The sequence below is a fragment of the Chloroflexota bacterium genome (assembly GCA_035652535.1).
GTDB lineage: Bacteria > Chloroflexota > UBA6077 > UBA6077 > SHYK01 > DASRDP01.
The window spans coordinates 15,548-35,527 of sequence record DASRDP010000097.1 but is presented as its reverse complement, the minus strand read 5'-3'; the positions used below and the strand labels follow the sequence as shown (position 1 = coordinate 35,527).

The window sequence follows — 19,980 nt, the reverse complement described above, 5'->3', positions numbered from 1 at the left end:
ATCGTCCTCGAGGGCTTCGCATATCCGAACACCAAGCTCATGGAAGGGCCTTTCGGCGAGTGGACGGGCTACTACGCCAGCGGCTCGCGCGAGGAGCCGGTGGTCGACGTCAAGGCCGTCTACTACCGCGACGATCCCATCATTCTGGGCGCGCCGCCCAACAAGCCGCCCTATGAAGCGCACCGGTACCGCATCTATCTGCGCTCCGCGCTCCTTCGCCGCGAGGTACGGCTCGCCGGCGTGCCGGACGTCGTCGCAGCCTGGTGCCACGGCGTGGGCGGCTGCCGTCTCCTGAACGTGATCTCCATCAAGCAGCGGTATCCCGGCCATGCTCGGCAGGCGGGGCACGTGGCGGCGATGTGCCGGGCCGGCGCGTACCTGGGGCGTCTGGTCATCGTGGTGGACGAGGACATCGACGTGACGGACCTGGACGAGGTGATGTGGGCGGTGTGCACGCGGTCCGATCCGGAGCGCTCGCTGGACATCATCAAGCGGGCCTGGAGCGGTCCGCTGGACCCGGCGATCCATCCTGACGCCAAGGGGTTCAACTCGCGCCTGATCATCGACGCCTGCAAGCCGTACGAGTGGATGGACAAGTTCCCCCACGCCATCGGGCCAGACCCCGCCTACAAGCGGGAGACGCGCGAGAAGTGGGGGTGGATCCTCCGCGGCGACACCCCGCCAAGCCGATAGATCCATCTTGGACGCTCGCGGCGGGTGATCGACAAGGTCGTTGAGTCGGTCGCGCATGCGGTTCACGACGTGCCGTCCGGGGCCACGGTCCTGATCGGCGGGTTTGGCTTCTGCGGCGTGCCGGAGAACCTCCTGCGCGCCCTCGCCCAACAGGGGGCGAGCGACCTCACGACCGTCTCCGACGACGCGGGGCTCGACGGCTGGGGCATCGGCCAGCTCCTCGACGCGCAGCGCGTCCGCCGCATGCTGCTCGCACGCGCCGTCGGGAACGCGGCGTTCCAGCGACAGCTCCGGGCCGGCGAGCTGGACGTGACCTTCGTCCCACTGGGCACCCTCGTGGAGCGCGTCCGCGCCGGCGGCGCGGGGATTCCCGCCTTCTATACGCCGACGGGGGTGGGGACGCCGGTAGCGGAGGGCAAGGAGGTCCGCGAGTTCGAGGGGAAGCCATACCTGCTCGAGCGGGCGATTCACGGGGACTTCGCGCTGGTCGCCGCGTGGCGCGGCGACCGCCACGGCAATCTCGTCTACCGCGAAACGGCGCGCAACACCAACCCCCTCATGGCGGCAAGCGCCCGGGTCTGCATCGCGGAAGTGGAGGAGCTGGTCGAACCGGGCCAGCTCGATCCCAACGGCATCCACACGCCGGGCATCTTCGTTCACCGGGTCGTCGTCGCGCGACGATCCAAGGGGATCGATCACCCCCAGTCGCCCTTCGCGCAGCGCCGGGCGTGAGGTCGGGTCACACGCCGTGCCGCTGACGCGCGACCAGATCGCTCGACGGGCCGCTCGGGAGCTGCGCAACGGCGACTACGTGAACCTGGGCGTCGGCATCCCGATGCTGGTGGCCAACCACGTGCCGCCCGGCGTCGAGGTGATCCTGCACTCCGGCCACGGAGTGCTCGGGCTCGGGCCTTCTCCCAAACCCGACGAGATGGATCCCGACCTGGTGAGCGTCGAGACGACGCTCGCGACGATCGTGCCGGGCGCGGCCTTGATCCCGACCATCGACTCCTTCGGACTCATCCGCGGCGGCAAGCTTGACGTGGCCATCATGGGCGCGATGCAGGTCTCCGCGACGGGGGACATCGCGAACTGGGCTGCGCCCAACGCAGCGCCGAGGGGGATGGGCGGGGCGATGGACCTCGCGGTGGGCGTCCGGCGGCTGGTCGTCACGATGGAGCACGTGACCCGCTCGGGTGAGCTGCGGATTCTCGACCGGTGCACGCTCCCGCTCACCGGGGTGGCGTGCGTCGATCGGATCATCACCGACTACTGCGTGCTGGACGTGACGCCCGAGGGGCTCGCGCTGCGCGAGCTGGCGCCCGGCGTGACGGCCGAGGAGGTCCAGGCGATCACGCAGCCGCGCCTGATCGTCGACGCGGACGTCCGCGAGATCGCGAACTAGCGGCGCGAGAGCCCTCGCCTGACGGCCGTCCGCAGAGTCCACACCGGCCGCTACTCAACGGTCAGCGTACCGACCATTCCCGCTTCGCGATGACTGAACACGGTGCAGTAGAACTCGTAGCTACCCGGCGGCAGTTGAAATTCGCCGTCCGCCTCGTCATTGGCGCGAACCGGAATGTCGACGGTGTGTCCCAGGATCCGCGTCAACCACCCAACGCGTGGCCACGCATCGATGGTGAACGTGTGTGGAACGCCTCCTCCGCTCATCGGCCCGTCCACGTGATTGTCGAACGTCAGACGCACTGGGACGTCCGCCGCGGTAACCAGAACAATCGGCTCATACGCGAACTCGGCACGGCGAATGACCGACCGCACTCGCAGCTCGCCCTGGGTCGATCCCGGGTGTCGATTCGGTGGCGACAGGATTGCGCACCCGGCGAGCATCGCCGCGGTCGCTCCGGCGATGAGCGCGAGCACTCGGCAGTGCCGGGGAATCGCGAGCGCTCGCCTTAGAGGGCCGCTTGGTCCAGCGCGTACATCCGAATGGGCACGTCCCAGAGGACCGTGCGCTGGGCGCCGGTCGGGAGGTCCCGGCGCGCCAGGAAGTCGGCGATCTTCTCGGGGTACTCTTCTTTCTTCTCGTGCGGATAGTCCGACGCCGAGAAGAATACGTCCGATCGCCCGAGCTTGTTCACGGCCGCCGCGAGTCCGCCCTCGTCCAGCTCGGTGTGGAAGAAGATGCGCCCGCCGGCCATGTGCTCGCTCGGGAGGCACTTCAGATCGGGCGCCTGGGCAGTGCGGTTGTGGAACTCCATGTCGAGCCGCTCCGCCATGAACGGCACCCAGCCGCAGCCCGCCTCGCAGTAGGCGACTCTCAACCTGGGAAACGCGTCGAACACGCCGCTGAAGATCATGCTGGTAAGTTGAATCATCTGGCTGAACGGATGGGTGAGGGCGCGGACCTCGATGAGCCGCTGCAGGCGATCCAGGCCAAGATTGTGGTTCGGCGCACCATGGACCGCGAGGATCACGTTCAATTCCTGCGCGGCCTCGTAGATCGGCCAGAACTGGCGGTCGCCGAACGCGCGCTGCAACCCAACGGCGGGGAGAATTCCGCCCACCATGCCCAGGTCCCGGACGACGCGGCGAAGCTCTCTCGCAGCCTCGGGCGGGTCCTGGACCGGAATGAGCGCCATGCCTTTGATCCGCTTGGGGTCCGCCCGCATGAATCGATCGGAGAGCCAATCGTTGTAGCCGCGGGCGAGCGCGGCGGCCCACTCCGGATCGGAGATGAGCCCGAAGGCCAGGCCGGCCGTGGGGAACAGGACAGTCGCGGCAATGTTCGCATCGTCGAGGTACTCGATCCACGCGCCGGCGTCCGGGCGCTCGGTAACGAACCCCTTTCCGTCCGTGACGCGGCGCGCCGCTCGATGCCAGCCGTCGAGCGTGGGGAAGAACGGATAGGAGAAGAGCTGATCCTGGCCGCGATAGGGCGGTGGTAGGTACGCGAAGATCTCGGTCTCCGACTCGATGATGTGTCCGTCCGCGTCGATGACCCGTTCAGGCGCCATGCCCCGCACCTCCCGCCTTGCTGCCCGGCTCGCGACGAGCCGCATCGAGCATTAGCTTATTGGCCGCGCTGTAGGAGACGCAAGCGCGGGCACCGGCGTCTGCTACAATGGCGAACGGGACCCGAGGGCCCGAGCGTCGCCTTCCGACCTCCTCAAGGAGAGCACATGATTCGCCCGGTCAACATGGTGCCGCTGATGGCGCGGCTCTTTCGCTCCATCGGCGACGAAGGACGCCTGACCGTCCTCGAAGCGCTCATTCCCCGCGAGCAGCGCGTGTCGGACATTGTGCAGGCGACCGGACTCTCGCAGTCCACCGTCTCAACGCACCTCTCGGCGCTGCACGCCGCGGGGCTGGCGACTCGGCGCCAGGAGGCGCGCAGCGTCTGGTACGGGGCGTCCCACCCCGCGATCGAGCGGCTCCTCGCCGCGTCCGAGGAGGTCGTGGTCGCCGGCTCGGATCAGGCGTATGCCTGCTCGAGCCCCTGCTGCGACCCGCGCGCGTCCTAGCGTCCCGTCCCCTTGTCCGCCTCCAACCGCTAGAAGAGCGAGCGCCCGAGCGACGGGCACGTCATTGTGATCCCGCCCTCGGGCTCCGTGGTGTGTGCTCGCGAGCCGCGCGCGCATGCTCGCCCCGAAGTGTGGCCGCCGGCGGTTGCGACCACGGTGTCTGCTCGTCAACCCGCGGTAAACACGGTTTCGGCGCTCCTCCGGCGCTCGGCGCTTCGGGATCGGGTCAATTCATCCCGTTCGACGCTTCGGCGCACGTCCGTCACGATGCGCGCCGCGGAAGCCCCTCAGCGAAGGCGCCCAGGATCTCAGATATCGACAGGAGCTGCTCGGTGGAGAGCCGCTGGGCGAAATGCGTCTGAACGGCCCCGCGGTACACCACCGAGGCGCGCTCGAAGCTCGATTGCCCCCGCTTGGTCAGCTCGGCCAGGTAACTGCGCGCGTCGTTCGGGTCCTTGCGCCGGGTCACGAGACCACGGCGCACGAGCTGGTCCACGAGACGCGTGATGCCGCTCGGCGAGAGATACACGCTGTTCGCCAGCTCGGCCATCCGGAGCGAGCCCCCGGGCACATGGGCGAGCCGGACCAGGACTTCGTACGCGCGCACAGACATTCCGGCCTCTTGCTCCATGGCTGCATCCAGCTCGCGGACGATGGCGGCGTGGCTGCGGAGCAGCGTCCGCCATGCCTGAACGCCCGGGTCATCGGTGCTTATCACGAGCAATCTCCAATGAAAACAATTTCACAGCAAAATATTTGCATGTACAAGCAATAGTTAGGTATAAATAGCATAGACGTTGAAAACACAGGGAGGCAACCCGATGACAGAGACCTTGAGCCAGACCGGAAAGGCACGACCGTCGCCCGCATTTCGCGCGTCGCGAACGCTCCTGGGCCGCGTCCGCCGAGATCAGCGCCCGGCTGCGTCGCCGGCTGACAAGCAGCGCAGCTCTGAAAGCCTGGCGGAGAGCGCGGCGACCCTGGCGCTCGCCGAGACCTGGGGCTGGTCCTAACCACGATCTTCGCGCGCCATCGCGCGCTCCTTCTCGGGCAGGGCCCCCGACACCGGATGCCCTGCCCCCCCGGCGGCGCTAGCCGCCGGTCCCGCCGGGTATCGCTCCGTCGTCCCGGGTCTTCCGCGCCAGATCCCCTGGAACGAGCGCCTCGAGATAGCTGATCTGCCGCTCCTGCATTTCCAATAGCTCCTGCCATTGGCGCAAACGCAGATCCTCCATCGCGCCATGCAGCTCCTCGATCAACGTCTCCGCGTGGAGATTCGTACGGAGGTCGAGCTCCGCCTGGAGCCGGTCCTTCGCGGCCTGGCGATTCTGACTCATCATGATGACGGGCGCCGCGTAGGCGGCCTGCAAGCTGAGCAGCAGATTCATGAGGATGAATGGGTAAGGATCCCACGAATGAAAGATGAACTCAGTGACGTTGATTGTGACCCACAGGGCTAGCAGGCACGATTGCGCGATGATGAAGGGCCAGCTCCCCATGGTGGCCGCGATACGGTCTGCGAGGCGCTGGCCGACAGTGAGGGATTCCTCATGCAGGCGATTCACGTCGCGCGTTGCGCGCTTGCGCTGGATGGCCGCCGCCAGCCGCTCCTCGGCGGCCCGCAAGCCGGAGATCCCCAGATTCCGCGCGCCCCACGTCCGAAGCGCCGCCGTGAGCCATACGCGTCGCCCGACCGGCTGAATCGGCACGCCGGCCCGCCGCTTCTCGGCCAGCTCGCGGAGCGCCGCGGCAAACTGCGGCGACGCCTGGACCAGATCGTGCACGTCGGCCCGCCAGAGCCGCCACAGGGTGAGCGGCGTGCGCGCGAGGACTGTCGCGGAGCGCGGCTCTTCGGCCAGGATCGCCATCTCCCCGAATACCTCGCCCGGCCCGAGGGTTGCGACGTCCATCCGTCCATCCCGCTGGACCTGCGCCTCGCCGGCCTCGATCACGTAGAGCGCGTCTCCCCGATCCCCCTGGGAAAACACGATCTGACCGGCGGGCACCTCGACCAGCTCGACTTTCGGGGCGAGGGCCTGGACTTCGTCGGGCGGCAGCGCCCGAAGCAGCTCGACGTCGCTGAGGCGGTCGAGGATGTGGGCCGTGTTCGTTCGCGCAAGCGCGTGGGTGGAGCTAATCGCGGCGTCCTTCATCCTTTCGATTGACCTCCCATCGAGTCCGTCCTCGGGCGTCCTGCCCAATCCATGATCGCCTCCGCTGCCGCCTCCGGATTTTCGAACCTCGGAAGCTCCGCCCCGGCCGCCCGAAGCAGGGCGTGCAGCCGCGCCAGCTGAGGCGGCCTCACGTTACACCGTTCGAGCAGATCGTGCATCTGGAAAATCTCGTCCGGGGTAGACCGAGCGGCCAGAGAGCCGTCCTCCGCTATCACGTACACGGTGTCCACGAGCCGCGGAAGCTCCTCAACCTCATGGGTTGTCAGCAATAGAGAGATCCGGCGGCGCGCGTGCTCGGACCGAACGAGGTCGATGAGCTCGGCGCGTGAGCGTGGGTCGAGTCCGGCAAAAGGCTCGTCGAGCACGAGAAGCTCGGGGTTCGTCACCAGCGCGCCGGCCAGCGCCAACTTCCGGCGCTCGCCACCCGACAGATAGTGGGGCACCCGGTTGAGGACCTCGCCGAGGTCGAAGGAGTCGGCGACCTCCGCCACGCGCGCGTTCACCTCCGCCGCGGTCAGTCCGCGCCCGGCCAGCCCGAACGCGATGTCCTCCGCCACCGTCGGCGCGAGGAGCTGCGCGTCGACGTCCTGAAGCACCACCCCGATGCGCAGCCGAATCGCGTCGAACTCCCGCGACGGGTCATGGCCAAACACGCGGATCTCGCCATCGGATGGCCGAAGCAGCCCGACGAGCGCGCGAATCAGGGTGCTCTTCCCGCTCCCGTTCGGTCCCACGATCGCGACGCGTTCGCCTCGGCGAACGACGAACGGGATGCCGCCGATCCGGACGGCGCGGCCGTCCGGATAATCGACGCGGATGTCGCGGGCATAGGCGAGGGATTCGGTCACGGACGGCTCCGGAGAGCGCCCGCCCCGGCCACCACCGCGCCCGCCATCGCGAGGTTCGTCGCGAGCGGCAGCCCTGGTGCGACGGCGAGCGCCCCCGCGAGCCACGCGCCGGTCGCGAGGAGAAACGCCGCGTCTCGGGGAAGCCGCGGGCGACGTGCGTCTGCCGGCGCTGCGCCCGGGTAGCCGCGCAGGCGCATCATCGCGTACTGCTCTTCCGCCAGCTCGTGCGACCGGAGGATCGCGAGCGCGGCCACGAGCGCGCTTCGGCGAAGCCGCGCCAGAGGCGGTAGGCTCGCGCTCCGGAGCCGAACCGCGTCCCGCGTATCGAGCGCCCGCTCGATCAGGATGAAGACAGATCGGTACGCGAGCATCACCATGTCGGCCAGGATGGACGGGGCTACGCGTCGAAGCGCGCGAAAGAGATCCGTTCGCGGAGTCGAGGACACGAGCAGCAGGAGCGTCAGGCTACTGATCGTTCCCTTCTCGACGATCACGATGGCGGATTCCCAGCTACCTCCGAGGCGAGTTGTGGCAAAGAGGGCCGACATCGTCACGGGAAGGACTGCCATCCCGGCGATCGGTACGACGGGCAGCCGCGAAGTGAGGAGCGCGGCAATCACGGCGCCCAGTACCAGAGCCAGGGCGCCCGCGGAATGACCGACCACGAGGAAGGCGATGACCAGAATCACGCCCACGATCTTGACACCGGGGGACACTCGATGCACCCAGCCCAGCTCGCGGCTGGACCAGCGATCGATGGCGAGTACGTCGATCACGTCACCGTCGCGCGTCGGATCAGGCTGGGCCGCACGGCGGAGATGAACGCGGTCATCGCTCCCACAGCCACTGCTTCCAGCGTCCATCCGATGGCACCCAGCGCCAGCACGAGCCGCGCATAGAGGGCGAACCCGGGTTCGTCGGTCCCTGCGCGCGCCAAGAGGCCCTCTTCCGCGATCGAGCGGGGGTCGACGGCGGCGAAAGCGATGAGCCCCAGGAACGCGATGGTGGACAAGGCGAGCGCGACGAACGTGGCTACCGCGGCGCTCGGCCCGACCTGGCCGGCGTTCGGCCACACGCGGGTGAGGCCCCGAAAGATCAGCGCGCCTGCCACGGTCTCCAGTCCGAGCAAGAGCGTATTCAGGCCGAGGAGCGTGACGCTACCGTCCCCGACCATCAGGCGCAGCAGGTTGAATACGAAGGTCGCCAGCAGCCCGTACGACGGCCCGAGCAGGATACCGCTGAGGACCGTTAGGTGGGGCTCGTAGCCGAGGGGCACGATCTCCAAGGACATGACGATGGTCATGACGGCGGCCATCGTCCCCGCGAGAGGGATGAGGCGCGCGCCTTCCTGAGCGGTGGCGCTGCGAAGAGCCGCGGCGATGGCCAAAGCGGCCAGAATCCAGCCGGCGATCCACAGCCATGCTGGGAGCACGCCGTCTGGAACCATGATGTGCGTAATCGGGCCACCTCCAGCGAGATCGGGGACGGTCGGTTAGATATATCAGAATATCAAGATTCTTCGATATATATTTCCATGCGAGCCGCTGGCGGCGCCAGCGGCGGCTCGCTCCTGCTTGTTCTGGCGACGGCCCGCGGCAACCGGTATCCTGCGTCTGCGCCCGTCCGAGCTACGCGCCAGTTCGGCGTGCGTCGAGAGCGTTTGAGAAATGGAGTGGCCATGTCATTTTCGACGTTCCTCATCATCGTGGTGATCCTGGCCCTGGGCATCGTGCTGCCGTCCCTCCGGCTCTGCAACGAATGGGAGCGCAAAGTTGTGTTGCGGCTTGGGCGCTTCACGGGCGTCCGCGGACCCGGAATCTTCCTGCTCCTCCCCTGGATCGAGCGCACGCCCTTCACCATCGACCTCCGAACGGTCACCAGCAGCTTCACCGCCGAACAGACCCTGACGAAGGACAACGTGCCGGTCAACGTGGACACCATCGTCTTCTGGCGCGTCATCGACCCGGCGCGCGCGGTGCTGCAGGTCTCGGACTATCCCACGGCGGTCCGCGGGAGCGCCCAGACGGCGCTCCGGGACGTCATCGGCCAGAACGATCTCAGCCGCGTGCTCTCAGAGCGCGCAGCCCTCGACGCGGCGATGACTCAGGTCCTGGACAACCAGACTGAGCCATGGGGGATCAAGGTGTCGTCGGTGCAGATGCGCGACATCAAGATCCCCGACGTGCTCCAGGATGCGATGAGCCGCGTGGCCCAGGCCGACCGCGAGCGGCAGGCGCGGGTCATCCTCGGGGACAGCGAGGTCGCCGTGGCCCAGAGATTCGCGGAAGCTGGCAACGTCTACGAGACCAATCCGATGGCGCTTCACCTGCGCGGGATGAATATGCTGTACGAGGTGATGAAGGCCGGGGGTACCTCTACCGTCATCGTGCCGTCCACGGCAGTGGAGAGCATGAACTTCGGCACGCTGACGGGAATCACAGCCCTCGCCCGGGAAGCGGGAGCTGGCCAGGGACCAAATCCGCCTTCGCAACCGCAGCCGCCGTCGCCGCCTACATTTGGGGCCTAGGTCCGCAGGCCCGCCCTTCAGGGCGGCAACCCCGCCGGTCAGGGCGGCAACCCGGCCGGTCAGGGCGGCAACCCCGCCGGTCAGGCCCGCCTTCAGGGCGGCAACGCCCGCGGGTTAGGCGCGCGCGGTGGCGGCGGCGCGGCGCTCCCGCACCAACCCCTCCGCCTCGCGTGTCACGTGGAGGCGCTGCCGGACGTCCACGTTGACGTTGAGGACCGGAATGTCCGCAGGCCGGCGCGGTCGCTCGCCGTGCGTCAGCCGCGCTCCGGGCTGCGTGAGACCCTGCGGCTCCCACCGCAGCTTACCCATCCGCTCGGATTCCGCGTTCGCCGTCGAATGGAGGAACCAGATCTCGTCGTAGTCGTTCGTGTGGGCAGGCGGCCCGCCACCGCGCGTCATCACCAGGCCTCTCGGGGTGTGCACCGTCACGACGCAGTCGCTCTCCTCGGTCAGGAAGACGGCCGCCGTCGGAGGGGTGGACGGCAGGGATGCGCAGGGGACGTCCCAGCCGCTCAGCTTGTAGACGATGGGGTCTCCCGCCCAACCGGCCGTAACGCCCACGGGATCGAAGTCGAAGTACATCGAGTAATACTCGCCATCAACCTTCAGCTGCACTTCGTACTCGGACTGGACGGGGCCGCCGCTCTGGGACGGATCGGGCACGACGATCAGGCTCATGTCGAGACCTGCGCTCGTCTCCCCGTGCGCCCGGTGGTAACGGTCGGCCGACTCCAGCATCGAGCGCGTCTCGAGAATCAGGTGAACCGTCTCGTTCGTTCGCGGCGCCGTCCGATAAACGACGTTTCTCGGAAGGTACACGAAGTCTCCTGGCTCGGCGTCCAGCACGCCGAACTCGGTATGGAAGCGGCACGCCCCGCGATGGATGAAGTACAGCTCGTCGGCATCGACGTTCCGAACGCAGAAAGGCATTGGGGTGGATCGCCGCGAAACGGAGACCGTGGCGTTGCCGTTCGTGAGGAGCGGCATCGGTCGTCCGTCCGGCCGGTCCAGGTCGCTCGGCGTCGCCTCAATCGGGTCGATGGTGGCCGGCCCCAGGCGCAAGTCCCAGCGGACGGGCTCGCCCGGATTGCGCGTCTTGTAGAGGTTCGCGTAGGGACCGAAGAACCCCTTGCGCGTCCACGAGTGGTGAAAGAGCTCCGAATCCTCGCCGTGTCGCGGCACATTCCCAACGCGGTACATCTTTCCGTCTCCTTCCCTCGATCGAGGTGCCCCAGATCGGATGGGCCCGGTTCTGGTTGAAGCATACGACGGCCCGTTCTGGCGATCAAACGAATGGGGGGGCGGGGATGCTCGCCCCGCCCCCATCGCCACCGCTGTGCGGATCAGCGGGCGCCGATCTGCGCGTCATGCTCCAGGACCCACTCCTGCGGCGCATAGATGCCCCAGGTGGCGGTGAAAAGCGCCTGGATCGCCGCGTTCTCATCCAGGATCGAGTGGCCATCCGCGGCCCGGAGCGCCCCAGCCTGCAGCACGCCGCACGCGATCCGACCGCTGGCCACTGCGTCGCTGGTGTACGCCGCCAGAATCGTCGCGTCTGGGATCAGCGTCGCACCGCTGGCCGTTCCGGTGTATGAGGCGGACCCATCATCGTCGATCGAGAGCGCCGGTAGCGCGGCAGCCGTGCCCGCGGTCGTGGCTGGAGTCGCATCGCATCCAGCCCCGGCCTCGAGATCCAACCCGTGCGACCCCGGCGCGAGGCCGGCGAAGCGGGCGTCGACTTGCACGCCGTTGCCGATGGACGTAAGCCGTGCGACTCCCACGAGCCGGCCGGACGCGTCGGTGAGGTACGCGAACCCCTCGGCCACTGGCACGGGCGCTTGCGCGACTGCACCCGGCGCCGGGCCCGCCTCCATGGGCGCCATGGTCGGCACCGGCGTCCCTTCCGCACCACCCACGGAAAGATTGCGAAAGACCACGCCCTCCGCACCGATCTCGACCCGGACGGAATAGGTCCCCGGCGCGAGGAAGACGTTTTGTCCGAAGTGCAGGTCGTCCTGCCCTTTCGCTACGTCGTACATGGGCATCACGGAGCTGAGCTGCCGCGACGTACCGGCCCCCTCGTCCACGACGATGATGGACGGTACGTGGTCGGACACGACGGCTCCGGTGGCAAGGTCACGAACGTGAACCTCGACGTGATGATTCACCGGCTGGCCCTCATCGGTTGTGGCGGGCGTCACCATCGGCATGCCCGGCATCTGGGCCATCACCTCACCCGAACGCGCGCCGGTCGTCTGGTCGGGCATCAGCATGGTCTCGACAGGGCCGATGGAGAGCACCAGGGCATAGTGGGCGGTCGTCTGCACGGATTCCCCCGGGCCCGGGGTCGGCGGACCCACGGTCGGCGTCAGGCTCGTCGGCGCCGCGGTCGGGGATGGAGTCGCGACGGCCAGGAGCGGCGTGTTGGTTGGGATCGCGGTGGGGCTCGCCGCCGTCGTTGCTCTGACCTGCGCCACAGGCGCCAATGGATCCCTCGGCTGAGCTGCATGCCCCGTCAGAACAACCACCGCCGCGAGCGCGAACAGCGAACTGAGCGTAAGGCGAATCGACATCGGGCGTCCTCCTGATCTTGGCCTGGTGGCGCAGTATGGGCTGTGCAGTCACCCGAGGAGGGGGCGTGGGCACGGTCTGCCACTTGATCAGCGTGGCTCGCGACCGGGCGTGCGGCCATCGCCCGATCTGCGCCACGGTATTCTACGGCCCGCAACCTGGAGGTGACGGCTCGTTACGCCGGCGGCGCTTCGCCCAGGGTCACCTGGACGCTGAGGCGCTGATTCCCGCGAAGGACGCTCAGGGTCAGGGAATCGCCCGGCTTCTTTTGATTGATCGTTTGCGCCAGGGAGGACTCGTCCTTCAGATCATTGCCGTCGATGGCGATGATCGCGTCGCCGCGCCGAAGCCCCGCGTTCCCCGCGGGCGATCCCGCCAGGACCTGAAGAATCACGACGCCGTGCGGCGCCTGGCCCCCTTGCGCGCTGGGGATCCCGAGCTGCGACGCGATGGCGGGGTTCAGCGGTTGATAGCGAATGCCCAGGTACGGATGAACCGCGCGACCGGTCGCCACCAGCTGGTCGGCTATGGGCTTCGCCGTGTCGATCGAGATGGCAAAGCCGATCCCCTGCGCCGGCACTCCGGGCTCAGCCTGCCCCGCCACGAGGGTGTTGATGCCGACGACTTCGTTGGAGAGATTGACCAGCGGGCCGCCGGAATTTCCTGGATTGATCGCCGCGTCCGTCTGGATGAGATCGAACAGGTATGGGCCGGCCGCGCTCGAAGACCCGCTCGACGGCTCCTGGACCGTGCGCCCGAGGGCGCTGACCACGCCCGACGTCACCGTCGGGCCGCCACTCAGGCCGAGGGCATTGCCGATGGCGACGACCCAGTCGCCGACCTGGAGGTGATTCGATTCCGCGAGGCGTGCCACGGGCAGATTGTCCGCGGTGATCTGGAGCACCGCGAGGTCAGTCTGCGGATCTGCGCCGACCAGCCGCGCCGGGAATGAGCGCCCGTCCGGAAGCGACACCAGGAGACTCTGCGCGTCCTGCACCACGTGGTTGTTTGTCAGGATGTGGCCCTGGCTGTCATAGATTACGCCCGAGCCCACGCCGGCGGGGACCGTGTACGGCTGGTTGAACAGGTCCACCGTCGTCTGCTGGTTCGTGATCTGCACGACCGCCGGCCGCACCGCCTGGGCGACTTGACGGACCGCGTTGCCGAGATCTGCCGCCGGACCACTGGGCGGCGGCGCCGGCTGCGCCGGCGTCGCGCTGGGCCTCGTCGGCGTCTGGGCCGCGGGGCTTGGAGGAGCGGGGGGCGGCGTGACGATCTGGCACGCCACACTGCCGAGCAACGTTGCGCCTACGAGGACCAGGGGCAACAGAACTCGCGAGAGATATCGAAGGTGGTGCATGTCGTCCCCCCACGAGAGACTTTCGAACCCGTAAACTGGACTCCACTCTAATTGTTCAGCAGAGTTGGCGACTTTGGCGGCGACTTTGCACTCTTCTTGCATTCTCCTTTCAGCAATGAAACAAAGCAATCCGTCTTCTGAAAGGGAACGCTGCTATACGAACGCGCAGACTCGGCCACTGGCGAGCGTGCGCCTAAGCGAATGCGGGCATTACTTCGCGTGCGAAGAGCCGCATTGCGGCCATGACCTGGTCGTGGGGGATCCCACCGTAGTTGAAGGTGGTGCTCAGGATGTCGAACTCGTAGTTGCGCAGCGTGTTCTGGATAGCGCGAATGCACTCCTCCGGCGTGCCGTACGCGTTTCGCCCGCTCGCCAGCATCCCTGCCCAGTCGTAGGGGCCGGGCGGCTTGGGGATCCGCCGCTCGCGTCCCACAGTGGCGACGTGCTCGTACTGCGCGATCGCCGCCTCAGCCACGGTCCGCGCGCGCTCCGAGTCCTCGTCGACCCAGACGCGAAGATGCAGCTTGCAGTGAAAGTTTCGCGGGTCGCTCCCGGTTTCTTCGATGCCCGCGCGCCAGGCCGCGATTCCGGGCACATAGGCCTCGGGCGGAAACGAGTGCGCGACAGTCATGATGTTGCAGCCATGGCGTCCGGCCCACCCCAGGGACTCGGGCGAGACACCCGCGACCCAGATGGGCGGATGGGGCTGCTGGACCGGCCGTGGGAAGACCGACACGTCCTGCATCTGCCAGAACGCGCCGTCGTGACTCCAACGGTCGCGAGTCCAGGCTTTCAGGATGATCTCGATAGATTCCTCGAAGCGCGCGCGGCTCTCCTCCCGGTCGACGCCGAAGACCTGGAAGTCGATCGCCGTATTCCCGAGGCCAATGCCGAACTCCAGTCGACCGCCCGAGATGGCATCCACCATGGCGTAGTCCTCGGCGATCTGGACGGCGTGGTGGAGCGGAAGGATCGAGATGGCCGATCCCAGCCGGATCGTGGAGGTTCGAGCGGCCGCCGCCGAGAGGAATCCGGCGGGATTGGGGATGGCGCCTCCGTACGGGAGGAAGTGGTGCTCGGTGAACCAGAAGCACTCCCACCCCAGCTCCTCAGCCAGCGCGACCTCCTCCAGCACCTCGCGGTAATAGCCCTCGAACGGGCTCATCCGATCCGGGAAATAGGTCGGCAGAAGATGCATGTGAAAACGCACGCCCTTTGCTCCGGAGCGCGAGATGGGGACGCCGCGCACCAGAGCGCGACGCGTGATTCTACGCCGCGGGCTGGCCCAATCGCTCGGCGATCAGGTCGCGGATCACCGCGCCATTGCTCTGCTCCAGATCGTGGGCTGCGCAGAGGATCGTAACCGGACCCTTTCGCGCTTCGTCGACGAGCCGCTGGAGATCCGCTGCGCGCTCGGGCTCCTGCAGCTCGGCGCGATATCGCGCGCGAAAGTCGCTCCACCGGCCCGCGTCGTGGCCGAACCAGCGACGGAGGTCGCTGCTGGGCGCCACGTCGCGCAGCCAGGCGTCGATATGCGCGTCCTCTTTCTTGAGCCCTCGCGGCCACAGCCGGTCGACGAGGATCCGGACGCCATCGTCCGGCTCGGGTGGCTCGTAGATGCGACGGAGGCGAACGCTCATTCCGCTTACCTCGGGACCGGGGGTGGGGCCGGTGGGCCGATCCAGATCGTCTTGACGTTCACGAACTCGTGGATGCCGAAATCGCTCAGCTCGCGCCCAAATCCGCTCCGCTTCACGCCCCCGAAGGGAAGCCGCGGGTCCGATGCGACGAGCCCGTTGATGAACACCGATCCAGCTTCGATGCGGCGGGCCATCTCCCGAGCGCGCGCCACGTCGCGGGTCCAGAGAGCCGCGCCGAGCCCGAACTGGGTGTCGTTCGCGAGGGCGACCGCCTCATCGGCGTCCCGCGCCCGCATCAACGCCGCGGCGGGGCCGAACGTCTCCTGGCTGGCGGCCGGCATGCCGCGACCGACGTTCGACAGGATCGTCGGCTGGAAGAAGTTGCCCCGCCCATCCATGCGGTCGCCGCCCAGCAGCACCTTCGCGCCCATCGAGACCGACTGGCGAACCTGCGCGTGGAGATTGTCCACCAGGTCCGGCCGTGCCAGCGGCCCGATCTGGGTGTCGCGGGCGAGCGGGTCACCGACGCGCATGCGAGCAACCGCGTCCGTATATCGACGCTCGAACTCGTCGGCGATCGCCTCCTCAACGATGAATCGCTTGGCAGCGATGCAGCTCTGGCCCGTGTTCTGATAGCGAGCGGTCGTCCCAACGTCGATTGCCGCGTCGAGGTCGGCGTCGCGAAGCACGATGAAGGGGTCCGATCCGCCCAGCTCCAGCACCGATTTCTTCAGATGGCGCCCGGCGACTTCCGCGACCGTCGCGCCGGCGACGTCGCTGCCGGTGAGGGAGACCCCACGAATCCGATCGTCGGCGATGATCCGCTCCACCGAGCGGCTCGAGACGAGCAGCGTTCGGAATACCCCGGCGGGGAACCCGGTCTCCTGAAACACCTCCTCGATGGCGAGCGCGCACTGCGGGACGTTGGAGGCGTGTTTGAGGACCGCCACGTTTCCCGCCATGAGCGTCGGCGCGGCGAAGCGAAACACCTGCCAGAAGGGAAAGTTCCACGGCATGACCGCCAGAATCGGCCCCAGCGGATCGAAGGCAACATAGCTGTCGCGCGCGGTGGTCGCAACGGGTCGATCCGCGAGGTACTCGGCGGCGTGCTCGGCGTAGTAGTCGCACGCCCACGCGCACTTCTCGATCTCACCCTCGGCCTGGACGATGGGCTTGCCCATCTCGACGGTGATGAGCTGCGCGAAGCGCGCCTTCTGGGCGCGCAGGTAGTCCCCGGCCCGCATCATCGCCGCCCCCCGATCGCGGAACGAGCGGTTGCGCCAGTTCGGATACTCGCGCGCCACCTCGGTCAGGATCGCGTCAACCTGCGCGTCCGAATGTTCCTCGAAGGTGGCGAGGACCTCGCCCGTGGCGGGATTGATCGACTGCATGGCCATGGCGTCGTCCCCTTTTTCTCTTATTGTCGCCCAAATGCCGCGGTCGCGCGCCCGGCTCGGTTCGCGATCGGGGCATCAGATCACGCCCGCGGCTGCCCCCTTCTGAAGATAGTGCTCCCAGATTTTGCTGACCCGGTAGTCGTTCTTGCCGAACGAGACCTCCAGCTCCGCGGCTTCCGGATCCGAGATGGGGGAGAGGGCGCCGAGCCCGGTGGCGAGGGCAAGGCTCCGGGCGTTCTCCTCCAGCTCCAGGCAATCCATGAACAGCTCCGGCACGCTGTGGGCGGCCAGGACGGTGCCATGTGCGCGAAGCAGGCACGCTCGGTGCTGACCCAGGGTCCGGGCCACCGCCCGCCCTTGCTCGTCGGTGCGGATGTGGGTCGTATCGGCGTGGATCGGCGTGCCCATGAACCGGTACGCGAAATTGCGGACGGCAACCATCGGTCGGTCGACAACCGTGAAAAGCGTCGACATGGCGGGATGGCCGTGGCACACGGCGGCGACGTCCGGGCGCGAGCGGTACACCCAACGGTGGAGCGCAGTCTCAGAGGGAGCGGGCCCCTCGCCTTCCAAGAGGTTGCCATCGAGATCAACCACGAGCAGATCGACGGGCTTCAGCACCGCGCGGCTCGTGTCACGGGGCTGGATCAACATGCGATCGGTCCCCGGGATCCGCGCGCTGACGTGGCCACTGTAGTCCATGATCTCTTGCATCACCAGCATTCGGGTGCATGCCGTGATCTGTTCGCGAAGCGCGTCGATGCTTGGCTCGGGCACGTCAATCCTCCGATCGTCCTGCTGGAATGGAACGGCTGGGTACGTCGAGGTCCCGGGGCGCATTTCACGAGGTGACGGTGAATAGCCCGTCGCCCCTTCGGGAGTCATGGTAGCGGAGGCGCGCGGGAGTACCCAAGCCAGGCCGGGACGCGTGCGTGTCATGATCGGTTGAAGATGCGCGCCAGGAGGTTCAGGAGGACCGTCAAGACGAGACTGAGCAGGATGGACGTGGCCAGCGGAATGGCGATGGTGACCCCATCGCGCTGAAAGAGGATGTCGCCCGGCAGCCGTCCGAGAAACGGGATGCGCGGCGCCAGGACGATGGCGACGCCGATGAGGACGAGCAGCCCGCCAGCGATGATTAGAACGCGACCGAGATCCAGCAAGCCGGGATTTTCCACCACCACTCCCCACACTCCCGCATCTTCCATACCGGTATAGTGGAAAAAAGGGCGCGCGAGGAATCGGTCCGAGGAATCGAATGGTATGAACGAGCGATTTCGCGAATTTGCCCAGTTCATGGCGGAAGCGACGGGCTCGCCCGGCGCGTTCATTTTCGCGGTTGCGGTCGTCGTCGCATGGGCGGTGACGGGTCCCGTCTTTGCCTTCTCCGACACCTGGCAGCTGGTCATCAACACCGGGACCACGATCGTCACGTTTTTGATGGTGTTCATGATCCAGAACTCGCAGAACCGCGACACGCGGGCGATGCAGCTCAAGCTCGACGAACTATTGCGCGCGGTGACCGGTGCCCGAACCAACCTGGTCAACCTGGAGGAGCTGACCGACGAGGATCTGAAGCGCCTCCAGGAGCAGTTCGAGGCGATTCGGGCGCGAGCTACGCCGAACGAGCCGGGGGACGGCGGATCGGTGGCGGCGGAGGAGCCGCGGCGGAAGGCTTCGTGAGCGTAGAACCGACACCGAAGACTAGAGACGCTCCGTCAGAGATCTGACGTCGGCCACTGCTTCGAGGTCCAGAACCAGCTCCACGAGCCGCTGCACCCGGTCCGCTTCCATCGGGCGCGGCGCATACCGCGCACAGTCGACGAATTTGGCGACGAGCTGGGCTTCGGTCACGGGGCTCGCGCTCGCCGCCACCGGCGCCTCAACCGCGGGCCCGCGCGTCGTCCAGACACGCAGCGCCGCGTGCTCCGACGGGTCCGCGTTCACCGTGTACTCAGTCCGCGCCATGAGGCGGCGCACGCTCGGGTCGCTTAGGCCCGCGGGTGAGAAGCGCTCGAGCGTCACTGCACCGTGGACGAGCGCATTGGCGATGCCGAAGAAGATGCTGTTGGCCGCCGTCGCGCCGCTCGCCGGGGCTCGCCGCTCCTCTAGCGGCTCGCACCAGTGGCGCATCCGCTCTCCACCGGTGAATTCCACGCGCGCGACGACATCCGCGGACAAACCGTGGGTCCGACGGAGGTTCAGGGCAGCTTCGACGTATGGCGCGACGACACCGCTCGTCGGCCACGCCTTGAACTGCACACCCGCCAGGACGTAGCGATCCCCCAGTCCGTCGGCGATCCCGGCCGCGCGGCTGCTATCGCCGAGGAAGGCAGCGTAGAAGCCACCGCTGCCCTCGAGCGCCGCGCAATCGGCGCGGAGCCCCAACTGGGCCAGGAGCGCCGCCTGCATGCCGCCTTGGTTGGGAAACGCGCCGTAGACGGCTTTGGCCGGCGGATCGCCGTCAAGCACGACCTGACGCGTGCCGGCGGCCTGCATGACGGCGAGCGCGATGGCGCTGTGCATCTGGAGGGGCGACAACCGGAGGGCGCGTCCAGCGCCGGCGGCCGACCCCACGTAGCTCAGGAACTGACCCGCGAGCCAGGGCAGCTCACCGCGGATGTCCGCCCCGTGCGCCGCGACGGACATGCGCGCCGTGATTTCGCACGCGGTGGCGGATGCCGCGATCAGCTCTTTGCCCGATACACCGCCAACGTATTCCGCAGCGGCCAGCGGCGCGACGAGAGCAACGACGCCCAAGTGTCCCGGTCCCCCGGCGTCATAGTTCAGCGCGTGGACCAACCCGCCGTTCGCCAACGCGACGAGCGGCGCCGGACCCTTGCGGTCGAATCCGAGGATCGTGCTCTGGGGGCGCCCCCCGCACGCGACCGCCATGTCTACCAGCTCGCGGCACCCATCCCCCATGGTCCCCGCCGCGAGCGCCGTCCCCAACGAATCCAGGATGAGGCGCTTCACGGCAATGACAACGGCGGACGGCAGGGACTCGAACGTCACCCTCGCCGCGTACTCGGCGAGCGCGACGGTGACGCCAGGCGTCGCGGGTTGCCTCGATGCGCTCATCCACCCCTCCAAACACGGCCCAACGAATGACCGATTATCTCTTGATTTTCCCCGGGTCCATTGTGCGCAAGAAGAGAACACCCGTTGCCATCGAGCTTCGTTCGCGCGGTCCTCGCCGTTCCGCGTCCGGGCTCGAGCGCGCGGCGCCAGCGCTGCCCGGGATCTCGGGATTATACCCATACCTGGTATTGGTATATAATCTGCGCA

Annotated in this window: 23 protein-coding genes; 7 read left to right on the top strand and 16 right to left on the bottom strand. The window is 67.6% G+C overall.

Going from position 1 to position 19,980, the window contains the following annotated elements; all coding sequences use genetic code 11:
• The 3 genes from VFC51_11740 to VFC51_11730 form a co-directional block, all read left to right on the top strand.
• On the top strand, positions 1-693 hold a 693-nt coding region (locus VFC51_11740; protein ID HZT07695.1), incomplete at its 5' end, for a UbiD family decarboxylase.
• A gap of 27 nt (positions 694-720) precedes the next feature.
• Positions 721-1,425 carry a CoA transferase subunit A gene (locus VFC51_11735; protein HZT07694.1) on the top strand — a complete coding sequence of 235 codons (705 nt, stop codon included), beginning with the start codon at positions 721-723 and terminating at the stop codon, positions 1,423-1,425.
• Positions 1,426-1,441: 16 nt separating this feature from the next.
• Complete coding sequence (locus VFC51_11730; GenBank protein HZT07693.1) at positions 1,442-2,098, top strand: 3-oxoacid CoA-transferase subunit B; 657 nt, start codon at positions 1,442-1,444, stop codon at positions 2,096-2,098.
• Positions 2,099-2,148: 50 nt separating this feature from the next.
• Here VFC51_11730 and VFC51_11725 read toward each other — a convergent pair whose 3' ends face one another.
• Both VFC51_11725 and VFC51_11720 read right to left on the bottom strand, forming a co-directional pair.
• Entirely contained in the window at positions 2,149-2,574 is a 426-nt protein-coding gene (locus VFC51_11725) for a hypothetical protein (protein HZT07692.1), read from the bottom strand.
• Between the two features lie 32 nt (positions 2,575-2,606).
• Entirely contained in the window at positions 2,607-3,668 is a 1,062-nt protein-coding gene (locus tag VFC51_11720) for an amidohydrolase family protein (GenBank protein HZT07691.1), read from the bottom strand.
• 165 nt (positions 3,669-3,833) lie between these two features.
• Between VFC51_11720 and VFC51_11715 the strand changes: the two genes are divergently transcribed.
• Positions 3,834-4,175 (top strand): metalloregulator ArsR/SmtB family transcription factor, encoded by a 342-nt coding sequence (locus VFC51_11715; protein ID HZT07690.1) that lies wholly within the window; start codon positions 3,834-3,836, stop codon positions 4,173-4,175.
• A gap of 262 nt (positions 4,176-4,437) precedes the next feature.
• Here VFC51_11715 and VFC51_11710 read toward each other — a convergent pair whose 3' ends face one another.
• Positions 4,438-4,893: a MarR family transcriptional regulator gene (locus tag VFC51_11710; protein HZT07689.1), complete on the bottom strand. Its 456-nt coding sequence runs from the start codon at positions 4,891-4,893 to the stop codon at positions 4,438-4,440.
• A 103-nt stretch (positions 4,894-4,996) separates the two neighbouring features.
• On the opposite strand from VFC51_11710, the gene VFC51_11705 reads away from it, so the two are divergent.
• On the top strand, positions 4,997-5,188 hold the full coding sequence (locus tag VFC51_11705) for a hypothetical protein (GenBank protein HZT07688.1): 192 nt from the start codon (positions 4,997-4,999) through the stop codon (positions 5,186-5,188).
• A gap of 78 nt (positions 5,189-5,266) precedes the next feature.
• Here the strand turns inward: VFC51_11705 and VFC51_11700 are convergent, their stop codons facing one another.
• The 4 genes from VFC51_11700 to VFC51_11685 are packed head-to-tail and all read right to left on the bottom strand — an operon-like array spanning position 5,267 to position 8,644.
• Complete coding sequence (locus VFC51_11700; protein HZT07687.1) at positions 5,267-6,328, bottom strand: DUF1003 domain-containing protein; 1,062 nt, start codon at positions 6,326-6,328, stop codon at positions 5,267-5,269.
• Positions 6,325-7,197, bottom strand: coding sequence for an ABC transporter ATP-binding protein (locus VFC51_11695; protein HZT07686.1), 873 nt, complete (start codon positions 7,195-7,197; stop codon positions 6,325-6,327). Before VFC51_11695 ends, VFC51_11700 begins: the two co-directional genes overlap by 4 nt.
• A complete protein-coding gene (locus VFC51_11690; protein ID HZT07685.1) occupies positions 7,194-7,973 on the bottom strand; it encodes an energy-coupling factor transporter transmembrane component T in 780 nt (259 codons plus the stop codon). The genes VFC51_11695 and VFC51_11690 overlap by 4 nt, the downstream gene beginning before the upstream one ends.
• A complete protein-coding gene (locus VFC51_11685) occupies positions 7,970-8,644 on the bottom strand; it encodes an energy-coupling factor ABC transporter permease (protein ID HZT07684.1) in 675 nt (224 codons plus the stop codon). Before VFC51_11685 ends, VFC51_11690 begins: the two co-directional genes overlap by 4 nt.
• 231 nt (positions 8,645-8,875) lie before the next feature.
• Between VFC51_11685 and VFC51_11680 the strand changes: the two genes are divergently transcribed.
• Complete coding sequence (locus VFC51_11680) at positions 8,876-9,724, top strand: slipin family protein (GenBank protein HZT07683.1); 849 nt, start codon at positions 8,876-8,878, stop codon at positions 9,722-9,724.
• A gap of 114 nt (positions 9,725-9,838) precedes the next feature.
• Here VFC51_11680 and VFC51_11675 read toward each other — a convergent pair whose 3' ends face one another.
• The 8 genes from VFC51_11675 to VFC51_11640 all read right to left on the bottom strand — a co-directional run bounded on the left by VFC51_11675 (position 9,839) and on the right by VFC51_11640 (position 17,876).
• A complete protein-coding gene (locus VFC51_11675; protein HZT07682.1) occupies positions 9,839-10,924 on the bottom strand; it encodes a hypothetical protein in 1,086 nt (361 codons plus the stop codon).
• A gap of 143 nt (positions 10,925-11,067) precedes the next feature.
• On the bottom strand, positions 11,068-12,297 hold the full coding sequence (locus VFC51_11670; protein HZT07681.1) for a hypothetical protein: 1,230 nt from the start codon (positions 12,295-12,297) through the stop codon (positions 11,068-11,070).
• 173 nt (positions 12,298-12,470) lie between these two features.
• On the bottom strand, positions 12,471-13,655 hold the full coding sequence (locus tag VFC51_11665) for a trypsin-like peptidase domain-containing protein (GenBank protein HZT07680.1): 1,185 nt from the start codon (positions 13,653-13,655) through the stop codon (positions 12,471-12,473).
• Positions 13,656-13,848: 193 nt separating this feature from the next.
• Positions 13,849-14,865 (bottom strand): LLM class flavin-dependent oxidoreductase, encoded by a 1,017-nt coding sequence (locus VFC51_11660; protein ID HZT07679.1) that lies wholly within the window; start codon positions 14,863-14,865, stop codon positions 13,849-13,851.
• Positions 14,866-14,923: 58 nt separating this feature from the next.
• Positions 14,924-15,295 carry a DUF488 family protein gene (locus VFC51_11655; protein HZT07678.1) on the bottom strand — a complete coding sequence of 124 codons (372 nt, stop codon included), beginning with the start codon at positions 15,293-15,295 and terminating at the stop codon, positions 14,924-14,926.
• A gap of 5 nt (positions 15,296-15,300) precedes the next feature.
• Positions 15,301-16,686 (bottom strand): NAD-dependent succinate-semialdehyde dehydrogenase, encoded by a 1,386-nt coding sequence (locus VFC51_11650; GenBank protein ID HZT07677.1) that lies wholly within the window; start codon positions 16,684-16,686, stop codon positions 15,301-15,303.
• 81 nt (positions 16,687-16,767) lie between these two features.
• Positions 16,768-17,469, bottom strand: coding sequence for a class II aldolase/adducin family protein (locus tag VFC51_11645; GenBank protein ID HZT07676.1), 702 nt, complete (start codon positions 17,467-17,469; stop codon positions 16,768-16,770).
• Between the two features lie 158 nt (positions 17,470-17,627).
• Positions 17,628-17,876: a DUF2905 domain-containing protein gene (locus VFC51_11640; protein HZT07675.1), complete on the bottom strand. Its 249-nt coding sequence runs from the start codon at positions 17,874-17,876 to the stop codon at positions 17,628-17,630.
• Positions 17,877-17,955: 79 nt separating this feature from the next.
• Between VFC51_11640 and VFC51_11635 the strand changes: the two genes are divergently transcribed.
• Positions 17,956-18,375, top strand: a complete 420-nt coding sequence (locus VFC51_11635) for a low affinity iron permease family protein (protein ID HZT07674.1) — start codon at positions 17,956-17,958, stop codon at positions 18,373-18,375.
• Between the two features lie 21 nt (positions 18,376-18,396).
• Here the strand turns inward: VFC51_11635 and VFC51_11630 are convergent, their stop codons facing one another.
• Positions 18,397-19,773: an MmgE/PrpD family protein gene (locus VFC51_11630; protein HZT07673.1), complete on the bottom strand. Its 1,377-nt coding sequence runs from the start codon at positions 19,771-19,773 to the stop codon at positions 18,397-18,399.
• Between the last annotated feature and the right edge of the window lie 207 nt (positions 19,774-19,980).